Below are 20,277 nucleotides of genomic sequence, written 5' to 3'. Positions count from 1 at the left end.
GCGAACTCAGCCCTTCTTGGTGACGGCGTCGGCGATGTTGGCCGGTGCCTCTTCGTAGTGGTCGAATTCCATTGAGAACGTCGCGCGACCCTGGCTCATCGAGCGCAGCGAGGTCGCGTAGCCGAACATTTCACCCAGCGGAATCATCGCGTTGATGATCTTGCCCGACGGGCTGTCGTCCTGACCCTGCAACACGCCACGACGGCGGCTCACGTCGCCCATCACGTCACCCAGGTAATCCTCCGGGCTGACGATTTCGACCTTCATGATCGGCTCCAGCAACACCGGGCTGGCTTTCGCGAAGCCCTGCTTGAACGCCATCGACGCGGCCAGCTTGAACGCCATTTCCGAGGAGTCGACGTCGTGGTACGAGCCGAACACCAGCTTGACCTTCACGCCCACCACCGGGAAGCCGGCGATCGGACCACTGGTGATCGTTTCGCGCAGACCCTTTTCAACCGAGGGGATGAATTCCTTCGGGATGATGCCGCCGGTGATGTCGTTGATGAAGAGGAAATCGTCCTTGACGCTATCGTTCTTGCGATCTTCTTCGGTCATCGGCGACAGCTCGATCACCACGTGACCGTACTGACCCTTACCACCGGACTGCTTGGCGTGCTTGTAGTCGGACTTGACGTCCGACTTGCGGATCGTTTCGCGGTAGGCCACCTGCGGCTTGCCGACGTTGGCCTCGACATTGAATTCGCGACGCATGCGGTCGACGATGATGTCCAGGTGCAACTCGCCCATGCCCGAGATGATGGTCTGGCCGGATTCTTCGTCGGTCTTGACGCGGAACGAGGGATCTTCCTGCGCCAGACGGCCCAGGGCCATGCCCATCTTTTCCTGGTCCGACTTGGTCTTCGGCTCCACCGCCATCGAAATCACCGGCTCCGGGAACACCATGCGCTCCAGGGTGATGATCTTGTCCTGCGCACACAGGGTGTCACCGGTGGTGACGTCCTTCAGGCCCACAGCCGCGGCGATGTCGCCCGCACGCACTTCCTTGATCTCTTCGCGATTGTTGGAGTGCATCTGCAGGATGCGGCCCACGCGCTCTTTCTTCGACTTGACCGGGTTGTAGACCTGGTCGCCGGAGTTCAAGGTGCCCGAGTAGACACGGAAGAACGTCAGCGAACCGACGAACGGGTCGGTCATGATCTTGAACGCCAGTGCCGAGAACGGCGCGGTGTCCGTCGCATCACGGGTGTCTTCCTTCTCGTTCTCGTCGATGCCCTGCACCGGCGGACGATCGGCAGGCGACGGCAGCAGGTGCACGACGCCGTCGAGCATGGCCTGCACGCCCTTGTTCTTGAACGCCGAGCCACAGAACACCGGCACGATCTCGACCTTCAGGGTGCGCTCGCGCAGACCCGACAGGATCTCGTCTTCGCTCAGGTCGCCGTCGTTGAGGTACTTGTCCATCAGGGCTTCACTGGCTTCAGCAGCCGCTTCGACCATGAACGAACGCGCCTCGGTCGCCACATCGACCAGATCGGCCGGAATGTCGCGGTATTCGAAGGTGGTGCCCTGCGAAGCGGTGTCCCAATGGATCGCCTTCATCTTGAGCAGATCGACCACGCCCTCAAAGCCGTCTTCGGCGCCGATCGGCACCTGCATCGGCACAGCATAAGCGCCCAGACGGGCCTTCAGCTGCTCGACGACCTTGTCGAAGTTGGCACCGGTACGGTCCATCTTGTTGACGAAGGCCATGCGCGGCACCGAGTACTTGTTGGCCTGACGCCACACGGTCTCGGACTGCGGCTGCACGCCACCCACGGCGCACAGCACGAACACCGCACCGTCGAGCACGCGCAAGGAACGCTCCACTTCGATGGTGAAGTCGACGTGCCCGGGGGTATCGATGATGTTGAAGCGGTGCTGCGGCATGGACTTGTCCATACCCGTCCAGAATGCGGTGGTCGCAGCGGAGGTGATGGTGATGCCACGCTCCTGCTCCTGCTCCATCCAGTCCATCACTGCAGCGCCGTCATGGACTTCGCCGATCTTGTGACTGACGCCGGTGTAGAACAGGATGCGCTCGGACGTGGTGGTCTTGCCGGCGTCGATGTGCGCCATGATGCCGAAGTTGCGGTAACGCTCGATGGGAGTGGTACGGGCCACGGGGAGCCTCTCAATTTCTTGGATTTCGGATGGCCGAACGCCGCCTTTCGGCGGCCTTCGGATTGGATGCGACGCTTTGCGCGTCGCAAACAGCACTCATATGGTGCTGAAGGGCCCCGTTACCAAGGCCCCCGAGGTCACCAGCGGTAATGTGCGAACGCCTTGTTCGCCTCCGCCATACGGTGAGTCTCTTCGCGCTTCTTGATCGCGCCGCCACGGCTTTCCGAGGCGTCCAACAGTTCTGCAGCCAGCTTGCGCGGCATGGTGTTCTCACCACGCTTGCGCGCGGAATCGATCAACCAGCGCATTGCCAGCGCCATACGACGGGAGGAGCGCACTTCGACGGGCACCTGATAGGTAGCACCACCGACGCGACGCGATTTGACTTCGACAGCCGGGGCCACGTTGTCCAGTGCTTTCTGCACCAGCTCGACGGCATTCGGATTCTTTTCGCCAATGACGTCCATTGCGCCATAGACAATTTTCTCAGCAACCGACTTCTTGCCACTTTGCATCACCATATTGATGAAGCGGGCAATGGTTTCGCTGCCATGCTTTGGATCAGGCAGGACGGTGCGCTGCGGAGTAGAACCTTTACGGGACATTGGTGTATTTCCTTAGCTCTTCGGGCGCTTGGCGCCGTACTTGGAACGACCTTGACGGCGCTTTGCGACGCCGGCGGCGTCCAGCGAACCACGGACGGTGTGATAACGCACACCGGGAAGATCCTTGACGCGACCACCACGAATCAGGACCACGGAGTGCTCCTGCAGGTTGTGGCCTTCACCACCGATGTAGCTGATGACCTCTTCCTGGTTCGTCAGGCGCACCTTGGCGACCTTACGAAGGGCCGAGTTCGGCTTCTTCGGGGTTGTGGTATAGACGCGTGTGCAAACGCCACGGCGCTGCGGACACTTGTCCAGTGCCGGGGAGGCACTCTTGTAGGTGGTCGCCTGCCGAGGCTTGCGGACCAGCTGATTAATCGTTGCCATCAGTCGATTCTTCTGATTGGAGGCCAAAAAACGGCCTTGCATGAAAACGAAGGCAGGCCGAATAACGGCCCGCCGAGACAGGGAAGTATAGCTGGCAGGACGAAACTCCGTCAACTTCACGGAAATCTAACCCTGCTGGCCCATCCAAAGGCCGGAAAACGGAGGGCCTCCTGCCCTCCTTTTCGCTTGGCTACCGGCGGCCTTGCGGCCGCCGTCGGAGCGCTTACTCCTCGTCCGCACCAGCGTCGGCCACGGTCGCGACCGGTTCAACCACTGCCGGCTTGCCGGACAGCGTTTCCATTTCCGAGTCGGTCAGACCCGATGCCTTGCGGCGACCGGCGTGATACGCCAGACCGGTACCGGCCGGAATCAGACGACCCACGATGACGTTTTCCTTCAGACCGCGCAGGTTGTCGCGGGTGCCGCGGACGGCAGCCTCGGTCAACACGCGTGTGGTCTCCTGGAACGACGCCGCCGAGATGAACGACTCGGTGGCCAGCGAGGCCTTGGTGATACCCAGCAGCACCGGGTCGTACTTGGCCGGCAGCTCGTTGCGCGTGACCAGGCGTGCATTTTCCTCGATGACGCGCTGGCGCTCGACCTGCTCGCCGTTGAGGAACTTGCTGTTGCCCTGATCGGTGATCTCGACCTTACGCAGCATCTGGCGAGTGATCACCTCGATGTGCTTGTCGTTGATCTTCACGCCCTGCAGGCGGTACACGTCCTGAATTTCCTTGACCAGATACGCGGCCAGCGGCTCGACACCCAGCAGACGCAGGATGTCCTGCGGGCTCGGCTCGCCGTCCACCACGGTCTCGCCCTTGGTCACGTGCTCGCCTTCGAACACGATGATCTGGCGGTACTTGGGGATCAGCTCTTCGTGTTCGCTGCCATCGGTGTCCTTGATGATCAGACGCTGCTTGCCCTTGGTGTCCTTACCGAAGCTGATGATGCCCGAGCGCTCGGCCAGGATCGCAGGATCCTTCGGCTTGCGTGCTTCGAACAGATCGGCCACGCGCGGCAGACCACCGGTGATGTCGCGGGTCTTCGACGCTTCCTGCGGGATCTTCGCCACCACGTCGCCCACGCCGACGGCGGCGCCGTCCTGCAGGTTGACGATCGAGCGCGGCGGCAGCAGGTACTGCGCCGGCAGATCCGTGTTCGGAATGGTCAGATCATTGCCCTTGGCATCAACGATGCGCACGATCGGGCGCAGCTCCTTGGCCTGGGCACCACGACGCTTCGGGTCGGTGATTTCGCGCGACGCCAGACCAGTCAGTTCGTCGGTCTTCTCGATGACGGTGACGCCGTCGACGAAGTCGATGAAGCGAATGAAACCGGCCACTTCCGACACGATCGGGTGGTTATGCGGATCCCAATTGGCCACGGCCTGACCGGCCTTGACTGCATCACCATCCTTGGCGGTGATGGTGGCACCGTAGGGCAGCTTGTAGCGCTCACGCTCACGGCCATGGCCATCGAGCACGGACAGTTCGCCCGAACGCGAGACCGCAACCAGTGCGCCGCTGGCATGCGCCACCGACTTGAGGTTGTTGAACTTCACCGAACCGGTGGTCTTGACGGTGATGTTGTCCACCGCAGCCGCACGCGATGCCGCACCACCGATGTGGAACGTACGCATGGTCAGCTGGGTACCCGGCTCACCGATCGACTGCGCGGCGATGACGCCGACCGCTTCGCCGATGTTGACCTGGTGACCACGTGCGAGATCGCGGCCGTAGCAGCGTGCGCACACGCCGAACGAGGATTCGCAGCTGATGGTCGAACGCACCTTCACCGACTGCACGCTGGCGTCTTCCAGCTTGGCAACCCAGGCTTCGTCGAGCAGCGTGTTGCGGGTGACGATCGGTTCTTCGTCGTTGCCCGGCAGGTACACGTCCTCGGCCACGACACGGCCCAGCACGCGCTCCTTCAACGGCTCCACCACGTCGCCGCCTTCCACGATCGGGGTCATGATCAACCCCTCGGTGGTGCCGCAATCGACTTCGGTGATCACCACGTCCTGCGCCACGTCGACCAGACGACGGGTCAGGTAACCCGAGTTCGCCGTCTTCAACGCGGTATCGGCCAGACCCTTACGGGCACCGTGGGTGGAGTTGAAGTACTCCTGCACGTTCAGGCCTTCGCGGAAGTTCGCCTTGATGGGCGTCTCGATGATCGAGCCGTCCGGACGCGCCATCAGGCCGCGCATACCGGCCAGCTGACGGATCTGCGCCTGGCTACCACGCGCACCGGAGTCGGCCATGATGTAGAGCGAGTTCATCGACTTCTGGTCGATGGTTTCGCCCTTGGCATTTTCGACCTTCTCGGTACCGATGGTGTCCATCATCGCCTTGGCGATGCGCTCGCTGGTACGCGACCAGATGTCCACGACCTTGTTGTAGCGCTCGCCGGCGGTGACCAGACCGGACTGGTACTGCTCCTGGATTTCCAGCACTTCGGCTTCTGCCTCGGTGAGGATGCCCTTCTTCTCGTCCGGAATCAGCATGTCGTCGATGCCGATCGACACGCCTGCGCGGGTTGCGTAGGCATAGCCGGTGTACATCAGCTTGTCGGCGAACACGACCGTGTCCTTCAAGCCCAGCAGACGGTAGCTGGAGTTGATCAGACGCGAGATGTTCTTCTTGGTCATCTCGGTGTTGGCCAGCTGGAACGGCAGGCCTTCGGGCAGGATTTCGCTCAGCAGCGCACGACCGACCGTGGTATCCACGATCGAGGTGCCGCTGGTGCGCTTGCCATCAACGGTGTCGACGTCCACCTGGGTGATGCGGACCTTGACCTTGGCGTGCAGTTCCACCACGCGGTTGTCGTAGGCGCGCTTCACTTCGCTGGTGTTGGCAAACACCATGCCCTCGCCCTTCTTGTTCTCCAGGGCGCGGCTCATGTAGTACAGGCCCAACACCACGTCCTGCGACGGCACGATGATCGGCTCGCCGTTGGCCGGCGACAGGATGTTGTTGGTGGACATCATCAGCGCACGCGCTTCCAGCTGGGCTTCCAGCGAGAGCGGCACGTGGACGGCCATCTGGTCACCGTCGAAGTCGGCGTTGAACGCGGTGCAGACCAGCGGATGCAGCTGGATGGCCTTGCCTTCGATCAACACCGGCTCGAACGCCTGGATGCCCAGACGGTGCAGGGTCGGCGCACGGTTCAGCAGCACCGGATGCTCGCGGATCACCTCTTCCAGGATGTCCCAGACTTCGGCTTCTTCGCGCTCGACCAGCTTCTTGGCGGCCTTGATGGTGGTGGCCAGGCCGCGACGCTGCAGCTTGGCGAACACGAACGGCTTGAACAGCTCCAGCGCCATCTTCTTCGGCAGGCCGCACTGGTGCAGCTTGAGGTACGGACCGACGGTGATGACCGAACGACCAGAGTAGTCCACGCGCTTGCCGAGCAGGTTCTGACGGAACCGGCCCTGCTTGCCCTTGATCATGTCGGCCAGCGACTTCAGCGGACGCTTGTTGGTGCCGGTGATCGCACGACCGCGCCGGCCGTTGTCCAGCAGCGCATCCACCGATTCCTGCAGCATGCGCTTTTCGTTGCGCACGATGATGTCCGGAGCGTTGAGCTCCAGCAGGCGGCGCAGACGGTTGTTGCGGTTGATCACGCGGCGGTACAGATCGTTCAGATCCGAGGTCGCGAAGCGGCCACCATCCAGCGGCACCAGCGGACGCAGGTCCGGCGGCAGCACGGGCAACACGGTCATGACCATCCACTCCGGACGGTTACCCGACTCCAGGAAGGCTTCGATCAGTTTGATGCGCTTGGTGAGACGCTTGAGCTTGGTTTCCGAACCGGTGCTGGCGATTTCTTCGCGCAGACGGGTCATTTCCGACTGCAGGTCGATCGTGCGCAGCAGCTCGTACACGGCCTCGGCGCCCATGGCGGCGTCGAAGTCGTCGTTGTACTCCTGGCGTGCGGTCAGGTACTGCTCTTCGGTCAGCAGCTGGCGGCGCTCGAGCGGGGTCAGGCCCGGCTCGGTGACGACATAGGCTTCGAAGTACAGCACGCGCTCGATGTCACGCAGGGTCATGTCCAGCATCAGGCCGATGCGCGACGGCAGCGACTTGAGGAACCAGATGTGCGCGACCGGCGAGGCCAGGTCGATGTGACCCATGCGCTCGCGACGCACCTTGGCCAGGGTGACTTCGGTGCCGCACTTTTCGCAGACCACGCCACGGTGCTTCATGCGCTTGTACTTGCCGCACAGGCACTCGTAGTCCTTGATCGGTCCGAAGATGGCGGCGCAGAACAGGCCGTCACGCTCGGGCTTGAAGGTCCGGTAGTTGATGGTTTCGGGCTTCTTCACTTCGCCGTAGGACCACGAACGAATCAGGTCCGGCGACGCCAGCGCGATCTTGATCGCGTCGAAATCCAGCGTCTGGCGCTGCTGATTGAAGAGATTGAGCAGGTCTTTCATTTGATATCTCCGGGTCGGAGGAATTTCGTATCTGAGATGAAACAGGCGGTCATGCGGGAGGACACCGGGCGCCGCGTGGCGGCCCCCGGGTCCTGTCCGATCACTCTTCCAGTTCCATGTTGATCGCCAGCGAGCGGATTTCCTTCACCAACACGTTGAAGGATTCCGGCATGCCCGCGACCATCTCGTGCTCACCATCGACGATGTTCTTGTACATCTGGTTGCGGCCCTGCACGTCGTCGGACTTCACCGTCAGCATTTCCTGCAGGGTGTAGGCCGCGCCGTAGGCTTCCAGCGCCCAGACTTCCATCTCACCGAAGCGCTGACCACCGAACTGCGCCTTGCCGCCCAGCGGCTGCTGGGTAACGAGCGAGTACGGGCCGGTCGAGCGGGCATGCATCTTGTCGTCGACCAAGTGGTTCAACTTCAGGTAATGCATGTAGCCAACCGTGGTCTTGCGATCGAACGCTTCGCCTGTACGACCGTCGTACAGCTGGGTCTGACCGCTCTGCGGCAGTTCGGCCAGTTCCAGCATGCGCTTGATTTCCGCTTCGCTGGCACCGTCGAACACCGGGGTGGCCATCGGCACGCCATCGATCAGGTTCTTGCCCAGGTTGAGCAATTCCTCATCGCTGAACTGCGACAGGTCCACGCGCTCGGCATTGATCGCGCTGTCGTGGTTGTAGATGTCATCAAGGAACTTGCGCAGCTCGCTGACCGCGGTCTGGGCTTCCAGCATGCGCTGGATCTTGCGACCCAGGCCCTTGGCTGCCCAGCCCAGATGCACTTCCAGGATCTGGCCGATGTTCATACGCGACGGCACGCCCAGCGGGTTCAGCACGATGTCGACCGGCTCACCGGTGGCCATGTACGGCATGTCTTCGACAGGCACGACGTTGGAGACCACACCCTTGTTGCCGTGGCGGCCTGCCATCTTGTCGCCCGGCTGGATGCGGCGCTTCACCGCCAGGAACACCTTGACCATCTTCAGCACGCCCGGTGCGAGGTCATCGCCCTGGGTGATCTTGCCGCGCTTGTCGGCGAAGCGTGCTTCGAATTCCTTCTCGTGCGCCTGGATCTGCTTCTGCGCGCGTTCGATCGCATCGGCTGCGTCGTCGTCCTTCATGCGCAGCTGGAACCAGTCGGACTTCTTCAGGCCGTCCAGGTACGCGTCGGTGACGTTGTCGCCCTTCTTCAGGTTCGGACCGCCATTGGCGACTTTGCCCACGATCTGGGACCTCAACCGTGCGTAGATGGCCGCTTCAAGGATGCGAAACTGGTCGTCGAAGTCCTTCTTGACGCGCTTGATCTCGGATTCCTCGATCTGGCGCGCACGCTTGTCCTTCTCGATGCCGTCGCGGGTGAAGACCTGCACGTCGATGACGGTGCCGTCCATGCCCGGGGGCACGCGCAGCGAGCTGTCCTTCACGTCGGAGGCCTTCTCACCGAAGATCGCACGCAGCAGCTTTTCTTCCGGGGTCAGCTGGCTCTCGCCCTTCGGCGTGACCTTGCCGACCATGATGTCGCCGGCGCGCACTTCTGCACCGATGTACACAACGCCGCTTTCATCCAGACGGTTCAACGCCTGCTCGGACACGTTCGGGATGTCGGCGGAAATTTCCTCCGGCCCCAGCTTGGTGTCACGCGCAACGCAGGTCAGTTCTTCGATGTGGATCGTGGTGTAACGATCCTCTTCCACCACGCGCTCGGAGAGCAGGATGGAGTCTTCGAAGTTGTAGCCGTTCCAGGGCATGAAGGCGATCAGCATGTTCTGACCCAGCGCCAGTTCACCGATGTCGGTGGACGGGCCGTCGGCCAGCACGTCGCCGCGCGCGATCACGTCACCCACGTTCACCAGCGGACGCTGGTTGATGCAGGTGTTCTGGTTGGAGCGGGTGTACTTGATCAGGTTGTAGATATCCACGCCGGCATCGGTGCCGCCGCCAATTTCTGCCTCGTTGACCTTGACCACGATGCGTGCGGCGTCGATCTGTTCGATCACACCACCACGGCGGGCATTCACGGTCACGCCCGAGTCGCGCGCAACCGCACGCTCGATACCGGTACCCACCAGCGGCTTCTGCGAACGCAGGGTCGGCACGGCCTGGCGCTGCATGTTGGCGCCCATCAGTGCGCGGTTCGCGTCATCGTGCTCCAGGAACGGCACCAACGCCGCGGCGACCGACACGGTCTGCATCGGCGAGACGTCCATGAAGTGCACTTCAGCCGGCGGCTTGAGCAGCGACTCGCCCTGGAACCGGCACGGCACGAACTGCTCGGTGAGCATGTTCTTGGCGTCGGTCAGCGCATTCGCCTGTGCGATCACGTACTCGTTTTCTTCGATCGCCGACAGGTACTCGACGTCGTCGGAGACCTTGCCGTCCAGCACCTTACGGTACGGCGTCTCAAGGAAGCCGTACTGGTTGGTGCGGGCGAACACGGCCAGCGAGTTGATCAGGCCGATGTTCGGGCCTTCCGGTGTTTCGATGGTGCAGACGCGGCCGTAATGGGTCGGATGCACGTCGCGCACTTCGAAGCCGGCGCGCTCGCGGGTCAGACCGCCCGGGCCCAGCGCGGAGACGCGACGCTTGTGCGTCACTTCCGACAGCGGGTTGTTCTGGTCCATGAACTGCGACAGCTGCGAGGAGCCGAAGAACTCCTTGATCGCAGCAGCCACTGGCTTGGCGTTGATCAGTTCCTGCGGGGTCAGACCTTCCGACTCCGCCATCGACAGACGCTCCTTGACCGCGCGCTCGACGCGGACCAGGCCCACGCGGAACACGTTCTCGGCCATTTCGCCGACCGAACGCACGCGACGGTTGCCCAGGTGATCGATGTCATCGACCACGCCGCGACCGTTGCGGATCTCGGTCAGCACCTTGATCACTTCCAGGATGTCGGAGGTGTCGGCGTGCTCGGCGACCAGACGCTTGGATTCTTCGTCGTTACGCTCGGCAAAGTACTTCTTGTCGTACAGCACCGACTCGCCCAGCACTTCCTTGCGGCCGACACGGCGGTTGAACTTCATCCGGCCGACCGTGGACAGGTCATAGCGCTCGAAGGTGAAGAACAGATTGTGGAACAGGTTCTGCGCAGCTTCCTTGGTCGGCGGCTCGCCCGGACGCATCATGCGGTAGATCTCGACCAGCGCTTCCAGCTGCGTCTTGGTCGGGTCGATACGCAAGGTGTTGGACAGGTACGGGCCACGATCCAGGTCGTTCACCCACAAGGTGCCCACGGCATCGACGCCGGCCTTGCGGAACGCAGCCAGCTGGTCTTCGCTGATTTCGTCGTTGGCATTGGCCAGCAGCTCGCCGGTCGAGCCATCGACCACGTCGTGCGACAGGATGCGGCCGACCAGGTAGTCGTCCGGCACGGCCAGCGCGGCAACGCCGGCGGCTTCCAGCTGCTTGACGTGACGCGCGGTGATGCGCTTGCCGGCTTCCACGATGACCTTGTCGCCATCGGCCAGGTCGAAGTTCAGCGTTTCGCCACGCAGACGCTCCGGCACCAGCTCCAGCTGCACGCCTTCATCGGGATTGATGTGGAACGTGTTGATCTCGAAGAACTCGGCCAACATCTCTTCGTTGTTGTAGCCAAGCGCACGCAGCAGGATCGAGACCGGCAGCTTGCGGCGACGGTCGATACGGGTGAACAGCGCATCCTTCGGGTCGAACTCGAAGTCCAGCCAGGAACCGCGGTACGGAATGATGCGGGCGCTGTACAGCAGCTTGCCCGAGCTGTGGGTCTTGCCACGGTCGTGGTCGAAGAACACACCCGGCGAACGGTGCAGCTGCGAGAAGATCACGCGCTCGGTACCGTTGACGATGAAGGTGCCGTTTTCGGTCATCAGCGGAATTTCGCCGAGATAGACCTCCTGCTCCTTCACGTACTTGATGGCCTTGGTCGACGACTCGCGGTCGTAGATCACCAGGCGCACGGTCACGCGCAGCGGCGCGCCATAGCTCATGCCGCGCTGACGGCATTCACGCTCGTCAAACACGGGCTCGCCCAACTTGTAACCAACGTATTCCAGCGCGGCGTTGCCGCTGTAGCTGGAAATCGGGAACACCGACTTCAGAGCCGCGTGCAGACCGAGGTCCTTGCGCTTGTTGGGCTCCACGTCTTCCTGCAGGAATTCGCGGTAGGAATCCACCTGGATGGCAAGCAGGAACGGCACTTCGAGAATCGAGCGCTGCTTGCCGAAGTCCTTGCGGATACGCTTCTTTTCGGTGAACGAATAAGACGTCATGAGGTCTTCCACCCTGGGCTGCGGGGGCCGCGTTGCAGCGGCCCTGAGATAACAAAAGTTGTCAGTTGGAAGTCGCTGGTATTGCCGGCACCAGCACGCCTTCTCCTGCTACTTCCAACTACCAACTCCTTGAGACTGCGAGTTGGATTTGGCCATCCGAAAATGACACCTCTCCGGAACGGCCAAAGGCCGGGGGCTTTACGCCCCCAGCCTTCAGTGCATCACCATGAAACGCGGGCGATGCAAGATGCCGCTTACTTGACTTCGACGGTCGCGCCGGCTTCGGTCATTTCCTTCTTGATCTTCTCGGCTTCATCCTTGCTGACGCCTTCCTTCAGGATGCCGCCGGCTTCGGTCAGATCCTTGGCTTCCTTCAGACCGAGACCGGTCACGCCGCGCACAGCCTTAATCGCGGCAACCTTGTTGGCGCCGGGGCTGGTCAGCACCACGGTGAACTCGGTCTGCTCTTCGACCACGGCAGCCGGGCCGGCAGCAGCTGCTGCGACCGGGGCAGCGGCGGAGACGCCGAACTTCTCTTCGATGGCCTTGACCAGCTCCATCACTTCCATCAGGGACTTCTCGGCGATGGCGTCGACGATCTGTTCGTTGGTAAGGGACATTGTGATTACCTTTAAATGATTTTCTGGATTGGGGTTCTAGCGAACGCTAGGACATCAAGCTTCGGCAGTCTCGGCGACCGGCGCGGCGGCTTCGTCGCCACCACCCTGCTTGTCGCCAACGGCCTTGACGGCACGGGCGAACATGGCAGCCGGTTCGGACAGCACGCGGGCCAACATGGCCAGAGCCTGGTCGAGGGTCGGCAGCGATGCCAACACGTCCACATGACTGGCCGGGAACAGTTCCCCGCCGATGGACACGACCTTGGCCTGCAACTTGTCGTTGCCCTTGGCAAATTCCTTGATCAGGCGACCGGCAGCGCCGGGCTCCTCCATCGAAAACGCATACAGCAAAGGACCGACCAGCTTGTCAGCAGCGACAGCGAAATCAGTACCTTCAACAGCGCGCACGGCCAGGGTGTTCTTGACAACTTTCAAGAACACGCCGGTTTCGCGAGCCTGCTTGCGCATCGCGGTCATCTGAGAGACCGTGATGCCAGCGTATTCGGCGGCGATCAAGGAGTGGGCCTTGGCGGCGATGTCTGCCAGCTCGGCGACTACTTCTTGCTTCTGAGACAGATTGAGAGCCATTGCACTCCTCCGTTAAAGCCGGGACTGGTGATTCGTGACCGGTGATTCGTCGAAAGCCATGAAGCAGCTCCTGCAAATCCCCAACGCTGAATCCCTCATCCCCGCTTCAAACTACTCCGCTCGCGGCTCCTGCCGGTTGCGGTCCAGGGCAGCCTCCTTCCTGGAAGCCGGGAACATCGACCGATGTTCCTTTGGTGGCCGTTCTAGACCTGGAGTGGGCTCGATCCGGGTTGCCCCAGAAGCGCGTTAACCAGAAAACTCCAGAAGGGCGACACCATCTACGCCGGCCGGCTCTGACGAACCAATCAAGCGATCCCGCTGTCTCGACGGCGACTCCATGCCAGTGCGAGCATCCCTGCCCGTCGTCGATCTGCGCTGACCGCGCCTGCGGTCTTTGACGGCTACCGCCGGCAGTACCGGCGATCGCCTTCAAAATGTCCGTTTCCCCAAAGGAGGGAACGGACTCCCAGCACACGGTGACCCGGGCCGGAAAAACAATGCATTACTGCAACACCACGTCAGGCGTGTGACACGCCCGACGTACTGCATTACTTCAGCGACAGGCTCGACTGATCCACGGTCACGCCGGGACCCATGGTCGAGCTGACCGACACCTTCTGCAGGTAGGTACCCTTGGAGGTGGCCGGCTTGGCCTTGACCAGATCCAGCAGCAGCGCCTGCAGATTCGACTTCAGCGCTTCGTCGTCGAAGCTGGCCTTGCCGATGGTGCAGTGGATGATGCCGGCCTTGTCGGTGCGGTAGCGCACCTGACCCGACTTGGCGTTCTTGACCGCTTCACCCGGGTTCGGGGAAACCGTCCCGACCTTCGGGTTTGGCATCAGGCCGCGCGGACCCAACAGGGTGCCGAGCTTACCGACGACGCGCATGGCGTCCGGGGTCGCGATGACCACGTCGTAGTTCAGATCGCCGGCCTGCATCTTCTCGGCCAGGTCGTCCATACCCACGGCTTCGGCGCCTGCAGCCAGGGCTTCGTCAGCCTTGGCGCCAGCCGGTGCGAACACTGCAACGCGCACGCTCTTGCCGGTACCGGCCGGCAGCACGGTGGAACCGCGCACCTGCTGGTCGGACTTCTTGGCGTCCACGCCCAGGCGCACAGCGACGTCGATGGACTCGACGAACTTGGCCTTGGTGGAGGTCTTCAGGATCTTGATTGCGTCTTCGAAGGCATAGGTCTTGCCCGGAACGACAGCGGCCGCAATGGCCTTCACGCGCTTGCTCTGTGCCATGTCTTAGCCCTCCACCGTCAAACCCATGCTGCGGGCAGAACCCGCAATCGTGCGCACTGCCGCTTCCAGCTCGGCCGCCGTGAGATCGGCTTCCTTGACCTTGACGATCTCTTCCAGCTGCTTGCGCGTCACCTTGCCCACCTTGTCGGTGTTCGGGCGCTTGGACCCGGAGCTCACGCCGGCAGCCTTCTTGAGCAGCACGCTGGCCGGGGTGCTCTTGGTGATGAAGGTGAAGGTACGGTCCGAGTACGCGGTGATGATCACCGGCGTCGGCAGGCCCGGCTCCAGCTTGGAGGTCGCGGCATTGAACGCCTTGCAGAACTCCATGATGTTCAGACCGCGCTGACCCAGCGCAGGACCGACCGGCGGCGCAGGATTGGCCTGTCCGGCCTTGACCTGCAACTTGATTAAAGCAACTACTTTCTTAGCCATTTCAATACTCTCCGGGTGCTAGCGCCTGAACAACAGGCTCCCCATCGGACCGGGAGAATCACGCGTCCCGGCTTCGCGTTTTGACAATGCGCAGATGGCCGCCGTACGGCAGCCATTGGTCCCCGGCGGTCGCCAGGTGAGCGAGCCGCGCACTATAGCAGTAATTGGCAAGGGTGCCTAGCAGGCACCCGCCAGGGTCAGCCCTTCTCGACCTGGCCGAACTCGAGCTCGACCGGCGTGGAGCGACCGAAGATCAGCACCGCGACACGCAGCCTGCTCTTCTCGTAGTTGACTTCTTCCACCACGCCGTTGAAGTCGTTGAACGGGCCGTCGGTGACACGCACCATCTGGCCAGGCTCGAACAACACCTTCGGACGCGGCTTTTCGACACCGTCCTGCACACGCTGCAGGATCGCATCGGCTTCTTCATCGCGAATCGGCAACGGACGATCGGCGGTGCCACCGATGAACCCCATGACCTTCGGGGTTTCCTTCACCAGATGCCAGCTTTCGTTATCGATGCGCGGAATACCGGCCTCGTCATGCGTCTCGATCTGCACCAGCACGTAGCCGGGGAAGAACTTGCGCTCGGAGCGGCGCTTCTGCCCGGCGCGCATCTCGATAACCTCTTCGGTCGGCACCAGCACGTCGCCGAAACGCTCTTCCATTTCGGTGCGTGCGATGCGGTCGCGCAGAGCCTGCGCAACGGATTTTTCGAAGCCTGAATAGGCGTGAACGACATACCAACGCTTCACTGCTTGATTCTCCTTAACGAGCCAGGAACCACTGCGTGAGCTTCTGGATGACGAAATCGAAGCCGCCCAACAGCAAACTCAGAATGATTACAACAACAATCACGACCCAGGTAGTACGGATGGCTTCCTGGCGCGTCGGCCAGACCACCTTGCGCAACTCGAACCTGGATTCGGACATGAATTCACGGGTTTCACGGCCTTTGCCGGTCCCCAGAAACACAAACGCACCCGCCGCCAACCCAACGATCACAGCCAGCGCGCGCAATTGCGGCGTCCAGGCTCCAAACTGGGTTGCACGTTCAGGCGCAGAAAACCAGAACCACACAAACAACCCCGCAATCACCAGGAGCGCGGAGAGGACGTATTTCACGATATCAGCGCTTGCAGCAGACGCGCTTTTGGAAGGCTCGATTTTGCTATTCATCCGGCTCTAGTTACCGATCTGACCCGAATTACTGGGCCGGAAAGAGGAGTGGCACGCCAGGAGGGACTCGAACCCCCAACCTGCGGTTTTGGAGACCGCTGCTCTGCCAATTGAGCTACTGGCGTATGTACTCGTTTACCGCACACCCTAAGACAACGAAGGCGGACCGAGGTTCAGCCGGCCCGCCATTCGCTTGAATCCAGCCGCCGCGAGGCGACTGGATGCAGGCACTTACTTGATGATCTTGGCAACCACGCCGGCGCCGACGGTACGACCGCCTTCACGAATCGCGAAGCGCAGACCTTCGTCCATCGCGACCGGGTTGATCAGGGTCACGACCATCTTCACGTTATCGCCCGGCATCACCATTTCCACGCCTTCCGGCAGCTGGCATGCGCCAGTGATGTCGGTGGTGCGGAAGTAGAACTGCGGACGGTAGCCCTTGAAGAACGGGGTGTGACGGCCGCCCTCGTCCTTCGACAGCACGTAGACTTCGGCTTCGAACTCGGTGTGCGGCTTGATCGAACCCGGCTTGCACAGCACTTGGCCGCGCTCCACGTCGTCACGCTTGGTGCCGCGCAGCAGCAGACCGGCGTTGTCGCCTGCCTGGCCCTGGTCCAGCAACTTGCGGAACATTTCAACGCCGGTGACCGTGGTCTTCTGCGTGTCGCGGATACCGACGATTTCGATTTCATCGCCGACCTTGATGATGCCGCGCTCGATACGGCCGGTCACCACGGTGCCACGACCCGAGATCGAGAACACGTCTTCGACCGGCATCAGGAACGGACGGTCGACGTCGCGGGTCGGATCCGGAATAAAGGTATCCAGGGCTTCGACCAGCTTCAGGATCGCCGGCACACCGATGTCGCTCTGATCGCCTTCCAGCGCCAGACGGGCCGAACCGTGGATGATCGGGGTGTCGTCGCCCGGGAAGTCGTACTTGCTCAGGAGCTCACGCACTTCCATCTCGACCAGCTCAAGCAGCTCGGCGTCGTCGACCATGTCGGCCTTGTTCAGGAACACGACGATGTGCGGCACACCGACCTGACGCGAGAGCAGGATGTGCTCACGGGTCTGCGGCATCGGGCCGTCAGCGGCCGAACACACCAGGATCGCGCCATCCATCTGCGCAGCACCTGTGATCATGTTCTTGACGTAGTCGGCGTGGCCGGGGCAATCGACGTGCGCGTAATGGCGCACTGCGGACTCATATTCAACGTGCGCGGTCGAGATCGTGATACCACGCGCCTTCTCTTCCGGCGCTGCGTCGATCGCGTCGTACGCCTTGAACTCGCCACCGAAACGCTCGGCACCGATCTTGGTCAGCGCAGCGGTCAACGTGGTCTTGCCATGGTCGACGTGACCGATGGTGCCGACGTTAACGTGCAGCTTTTCGCGAAGAAATTTAGCTCTTGCCATGGGTGCGTGTCTCGGTAATCGTTTGGAGTTGAAGACGATTGAGTAATGGTGCTCACGAAAGGAATCGAACCTTCGACCTCCTCCTTACCAAGGAGGTGCTCTACCGACTGAGCTACGTGAGCGAGTTTTGCATTATGCCATGCATTTACGTTCAATGGAGCGGGAGACGGGAATCGAACCCGCACCATCAGCTTGGAAGGCTGAGGTTCTACCGTTGAACTACTCCCGCGCCGGGAACTGCAAGACACAACATGAAACTGGTGGAGGGAGGTGGATTCGAACCACCGAAGGCGTAAGCCAGCAGATTTACAGTCTGCCCCCGTTGGCCGCTTGGGTATCCCTCCAGCTTTTACTACCGGACCGGGGCGCGATAAAGCGATTCGGTTCGGGGTGAAGCAGCCCACTATTTTGTTGTGGGACGCATGCGGTGTCAACAAAAATTTGGAGCAATTTCACCGAAGATGGCGCACGCCCCTGCGGGCCGCGCGCATCGCCTCAGACGTTGAAGCGGAAATGCAGCACGTCGCCTTCCTTGACGCGGTATTCCTTGCCTTCCAGACGTAGCCGACCCGCGTCGCGCGCACCGGATTCGCCGCGATACTTGATGAAGTCATCGAAGGCGATCGTCTCGGCGCGAATGAAGCCCTTCTCGAAGTCGGTATGGATCACGGCGGCCGCCTGCGGCGCAGTGGAACCGGCCTTGACCGTCCAGGCACGCACTTCCCTGACGCCCGCAGTGAAGTAGGTCTGCAGCCCGAGCAACTTGTAGGCAGCGCGAATGACGCGATTCAGGCCCGGCTCGTCGAGACCGAGATCGGCCAGGAAGGTGTCGCGGTCGGCATCGTCGAGCTGGGACAACTCTTCTTCGATCGCAGCGGAAACCGGCACGACCTCGGCGCCTTCGGTGGCGGCATGCGCACGCACGGCATCCAGGTGCGGATTGTTCTCGAACCCGTCTTCGAGCACGTTGCAGATGTACATCACCGGCTTGAGCGTGAGCAGGAACAGATCGCGCACCAGCGCCTTCTCTTCCTCGTCCAGACCAGCGGAGCGTCCTGCCTTGCCGTCGGCAAGTGCCGCCTGCAACTTGGCCAGCACCGGCTTGCGTGCTGCCGCTTCCTTATCGCCACCCTTGGCACTGCGCTCGGCACGATTCAGGGCTTTTTCCACGCTATCCAGGTCGGCCAGCGCCAACTCGGTATCGATGGTTTCGATATCGGCGATCGGGTCGACCTTGTTGTTCACGTGGATGATGTCGGCATGCTCGAAGCAACGCACCACGTGGGTGATCGCATCGACCTCGCGGATGTGCGCAAGGAACTTGTTGCCCAGCCCTTCGCCGCTTGCCGCACCCGCCACCAGGCCGGCGATATCGACGAACTCGACCGCAGTCGGAATCAGCTTCTGCGGCTTGACGATCTCGGCCAGCTCATTCAGACGCGGATCCGGAACCGGCACCACGCCCACGTTGGGCTCGATGGTGCAGAACGGAAAATTGGCCGCGGCGATGCCGGCCTTGGTCAAGGCATTGAACAGGGTCGACTTGCCGACGTTGGGCAGGCCGACGATGCCGCATTTGATACCCATGGGTTGTCCAGTGAATGGAGAATCGGGAATGGGGAATGGCAGAGCAGCGCTCCTACCATTCCCCATTCCCCATTCTCTATTTTTTTGGGGTGTGCAACCGCTTCATCGCCTCGTTGAAATTACCGTCCAGTGCCAGCGGCAGCGCATCGATGGCCGCATCCACTGCCTCGCCGATCGCCATGTCGTCGTCGCGCCCGGCACGACCCAGCACCCAGGGCACCACGCGGTCCTTGTGACCAGGGTGACCGATGCCGACCCGCAGCCGGTGGAACTTGCCATGTCCGAGCAGACGGATGGTGTCACGCAGGCCATTCTGGCCGCCATGGCCGCCGTCGAACTTGAGCCGCGCCGTGCCCGGCGCCAGGTCCAGCTCGTCATGCGCAACCAGCAGCTGCTCAGGCTCGATCTTCCAGAACCGCAGCGCAGCAGTGATCGACTTGCCACTTAGGTTCATGAAAGTGGCGGGTTTGAGCAACCACACCGTGTGGCCGGCGATCTCGGCCTTGGCGGTTTCGCCGAACAGCTTGCTGTCCAGGCCCCACCGTGCGCCGGTGCGCTCGGCGAGCGCATCGACGAAACGAAACCCGGCGTTGTGCCGGGTTTGCGCGTGTTCGGGACCGGGATTGCCCAGCCCGACGATCAGACGTAATGCAGACATACGGTATACCGGAGCCGGTGCTGCGCAGTGACGCAGCACCGGCCAGCCGATTACTTGGCGTCGCCTTCAGCGGCTTCGTCAGCCACGTCGTCGGCTTCCACCTGACCGTGCTTGGCGATGACCACTGCCACGTCGTGTTCCTTGCCCAGCTTCAGCTCGGGAATCTCCACGCCGGCCGGCAGGGTAATTTCCGACAAGTGGATCACGGCGCCCACTTCCAGCGTGCTCAGATCGATCTCGATGAACTCCGGCAGGTCCTTCGGCAGGCAGACCACCTGGACTTCGTTGAGCTCATGGGTCACGACCACTTCACTCGACTTGCCAGCCGGCGAGATTGCTTCGTTGATGAAGTGCAGCGGCACCGAAGCGCTGAGCTTCTCGTTGGCACTGACGCGCTGGAAGTCGATGTGCATGATCAGCTGCTTGAACGGATGGCGCTGCATGTCACGCAGCAGTACCTGCTGCACGTCGCCATTGAGGTTCAGGTCGAGGATCGACGAGTAGAACCACTCGTTCTGCTGCGCAAGCCAGATCTGCTCGTGGTTGAGCTGGATGCTGACCGGCTCGAGTTCGCCACCGTAAACGATGGCCGGAATGACGCCAGCGTGACGCAGGCGGCGGCTCGCACCCTTCCCCTCGTCTGCGCGGCGCTCGACCTTGATTTCATGAGTCTTTGCCATTGGATTTCACTACCTAGTTGGAACACCGCCTCGCGGCGATGAAGCGTCTCCCCCG

Annotated in this window: 15 protein-coding genes and 4 tRNA genes; all 19 read right to left on the bottom strand. The window is 61.9% G+C overall.

Translation table 11 applies throughout. The features are described 5' to 3' along the window. Nucleotides 1-6: 6 nt before the first annotated feature. On the bottom strand, nucleotides 7-2,124 hold the full coding sequence (fusA, locus tag XCC_RS04620) for an elongation factor G (RefSeq protein WP_011036120.1): 2,118 nt from the start codon (nucleotides 2,122-2,124) through the stop codon (nucleotides 7-9). 137 nt (nucleotides 2,125-2,261) lie between these two features. Continuing rightward, a complete protein-coding gene (gene rpsG / locus XCC_RS04615; protein WP_005993356.1) occupies nucleotides 2,262-2,729 on the bottom strand; it encodes a 30S ribosomal protein S7 in 468 nt (155 codons plus the stop codon). Between the two features lie 12 nt (nucleotides 2,730-2,741). Then, complete coding sequence (gene rpsL / locus XCC_RS04610) at nucleotides 2,742-3,116, bottom strand: 30S ribosomal protein S12 (RefSeq protein WP_003469157.1); 375 nt, start codon at nucleotides 3,114-3,116, stop codon at nucleotides 2,742-2,744. Nucleotides 3,117-3,339: 223 nt separating this feature from the next. Beyond that, nucleotides 3,340-7,557 (bottom strand): DNA-directed RNA polymerase subunit beta', encoded by a 4,218-nt coding sequence (gene rpoC, locus XCC_RS04605; protein WP_011036119.1) that lies wholly within the window; start codon nucleotides 7,555-7,557, stop codon nucleotides 3,340-3,342. 100 nt (nucleotides 7,558-7,657) lie between these two features. Further along, nucleotides 7,658-11,809, bottom strand: coding sequence for a DNA-directed RNA polymerase subunit beta (gene rpoB, locus XCC_RS04600; RefSeq protein WP_164923324.1), 4,152 nt, complete (start codon nucleotides 11,807-11,809; stop codon nucleotides 7,658-7,660). 254 nt (nucleotides 11,810-12,063) lie between these two features. Then, nucleotides 12,064-12,429 carry a 50S ribosomal protein L7/L12 gene (gene rplL, locus XCC_RS04595; protein WP_011036117.1) on the bottom strand — a complete coding sequence of 122 codons (366 nt, stop codon included), beginning with the start codon at nucleotides 12,427-12,429 and terminating at the stop codon, nucleotides 12,064-12,066. 54 nt (nucleotides 12,430-12,483) lie between these two features. Beyond that, nucleotides 12,484-13,017: a 50S ribosomal protein L10 gene (gene rplJ, locus XCC_RS04590; protein WP_011036116.1), complete on the bottom strand. Its 534-nt coding sequence runs from the start codon at nucleotides 13,015-13,017 to the stop codon at nucleotides 12,484-12,486. A gap of 548 nt (nucleotides 13,018-13,565) precedes the next feature. After that, nucleotides 13,566-14,264: a 50S ribosomal protein L1 gene (gene rplA / locus XCC_RS04585; RefSeq protein ID WP_011036115.1), complete on the bottom strand. Its 699-nt coding sequence runs from the start codon at nucleotides 14,262-14,264 to the stop codon at nucleotides 13,566-13,568. A gap of 3 nt (nucleotides 14,265-14,267) precedes the next feature. Continuing rightward, a complete protein-coding gene (gene rplK, locus XCC_RS04580; RefSeq protein WP_011036114.1) occupies nucleotides 14,268-14,696 on the bottom strand; it encodes a 50S ribosomal protein L11 in 429 nt (142 codons plus the stop codon). A gap of 197 nt (nucleotides 14,697-14,893) precedes the next feature. Beyond that, nucleotides 14,894-15,451: a transcription termination/antitermination protein NusG gene (gene nusG / locus XCC_RS04575; protein WP_011036113.1), complete on the bottom strand. Its 558-nt coding sequence runs from the start codon at nucleotides 15,449-15,451 to the stop codon at nucleotides 14,894-14,896. 13 nt (nucleotides 15,452-15,464) lie between these two features. Further along, the gene (secE, locus tag XCC_RS04570) at nucleotides 15,465-15,875 is read right to left on the bottom strand and encodes a preprotein translocase subunit SecE (RefSeq protein WP_006450619.1); all 411 of its coding nucleotides are present in this window, start codon (nucleotides 15,873-15,875) and stop codon (nucleotides 15,465-15,467) included. A 49-nt stretch (nucleotides 15,876-15,924) separates the two neighbouring features. After that, nucleotides 15,925-16,000 (bottom strand) — tRNA-Trp (locus tag XCC_RS04565). A gap of 106 nt (nucleotides 16,001-16,106) precedes the next feature. Beyond that, nucleotides 16,107-17,297: an elongation factor Tu gene (gene tuf / locus XCC_RS04560; RefSeq protein WP_011036112.1), complete on the bottom strand. Its 1,191-nt coding sequence runs from the start codon at nucleotides 17,295-17,297 to the stop codon at nucleotides 16,107-16,109. Nucleotides 17,298-17,343: 46 nt separating this feature from the next. After that, nucleotides 17,344-17,419 (bottom strand) — tRNA-Thr (locus XCC_RS04555). A gap of 33 nt (nucleotides 17,420-17,452) precedes the next feature. Further along, nucleotides 17,453-17,526 (bottom strand) — tRNA-Gly (locus tag XCC_RS04550). Nucleotides 17,527-17,555: 29 nt separating this feature from the next. Further along, nucleotides 17,556-17,641: transfer RNA gene (locus XCC_RS04545), tRNA-Tyr, on the bottom strand. Between the two features lie 151 nt (nucleotides 17,642-17,792). Further along, nucleotides 17,793-18,884: a redox-regulated ATPase YchF gene (ychF, locus tag XCC_RS04540; protein ID WP_011036111.1), complete on the bottom strand. Its 1,092-nt coding sequence runs from the start codon at nucleotides 18,882-18,884 to the stop codon at nucleotides 17,793-17,795. Between the two features lie 76 nt (nucleotides 18,885-18,960). Then, nucleotides 18,961-19,542: an aminoacyl-tRNA hydrolase gene (gene pth / locus XCC_RS04535; protein ID WP_011036110.1), complete on the bottom strand. Its 582-nt coding sequence runs from the start codon at nucleotides 19,540-19,542 to the stop codon at nucleotides 18,961-18,963. A gap of 50 nt (nucleotides 19,543-19,592) precedes the next feature. Continuing rightward, nucleotides 19,593-20,222, bottom strand: coding sequence for a 50S ribosomal protein L25/general stress protein Ctc (locus tag XCC_RS04530; protein WP_011036109.1), 630 nt, complete (start codon nucleotides 20,220-20,222; stop codon nucleotides 19,593-19,595). Between the last annotated feature and the right edge of the window lie 55 nt (nucleotides 20,223-20,277).

Origin of the sequence: Xanthomonas campestris pv. campestris str. ATCC 33913 (assembly GCF_000007145.1) — a bacterium.
Classification (GTDB): domain Bacteria; phylum Pseudomonadota; class Gammaproteobacteria; order Xanthomonadales; family Xanthomonadaceae; genus Xanthomonas; species Xanthomonas campestris.
This window is presented reverse-complemented; position numbering and strand designations above follow the sequence as displayed.

Bases quoted from the DNA above. Each gene is read 5' to 3' on its own strand.
- rpoC (WP_011036119.1), bottom strand. From the start codon at position 7,557: ATGAAAGACCTGCTCAATCTCTTCAATCAGCAGCGCCAGACGCTGGAT.
- XCC_RS04530 (WP_011036109.1), bottom strand. From the start codon at position 20,222: ATGGCAAAGACTCATGAAATCAAGGTCGAGCGCCGCGCAGACGAGGGG.
- rplA (WP_011036115.1), bottom strand. From the start codon at position 14,264: ATGGCACAGAGCAAGCGCGTGAAGGCCATTGCGGCCGCTGTCGTTCCG.
- rplJ (WP_011036116.1), bottom strand. From the start codon at position 13,017: ATGGCTCTCAATCTGTCTCAGAAGCAAGAAGTAGTCGCCGAGCTGGCA.
- rplL (WP_011036117.1), bottom strand. From the start codon at position 12,429: ATGTCCCTTACCAACGAACAGATCGTCGACGCCATCGCCGAGAAGTCC.
- rpoB (WP_164923324.1), bottom strand. From the start codon at position 11,809: ATGACGTCTTATTCGTTCACCGAAAAGAAGCGTATCCGCAAGGACTTC.
- rpsG (WP_005993356.1), bottom strand. From the start codon at position 2,729: ATGTCCCGTAAAGGTTCTACTCCGCAGCGCACCGTCCTGCCTGATCCA.
- tuf (WP_011036112.1), bottom strand. From the start codon at position 17,297: ATGGCAAGAGCTAAATTTCTTCGCGAAAAGCTGCACGTTAACGTCGGC.
- ychF (WP_011036111.1), bottom strand. From the start codon at position 18,884: ATGGGTATCAAATGCGGCATCGTCGGCCTGCCCAACGTCGGCAAGTCG.
- rplK (WP_011036114.1), bottom strand. From the start codon at position 14,696: ATGGCTAAGAAAGTAGTTGCTTTAATCAAGTTGCAGGTCAAGGCCGGA.
- rpsL (WP_003469157.1), bottom strand. From the start codon at position 3,116: ATGGCAACGATTAATCAGCTGGTCCGCAAGCCTCGGCAGGCGACCACC.
- secE (WP_006450619.1), bottom strand. From the start codon at position 15,875: ATGAATAGCAAAATCGAGCCTTCCAAAAGCGCGTCTGCTGCAAGCGCT.
- pth (WP_011036110.1), bottom strand. From the start codon at position 19,542: ATGTCTGCATTACGTCTGATCGTCGGGCTGGGCAATCCCGGTCCCGAA.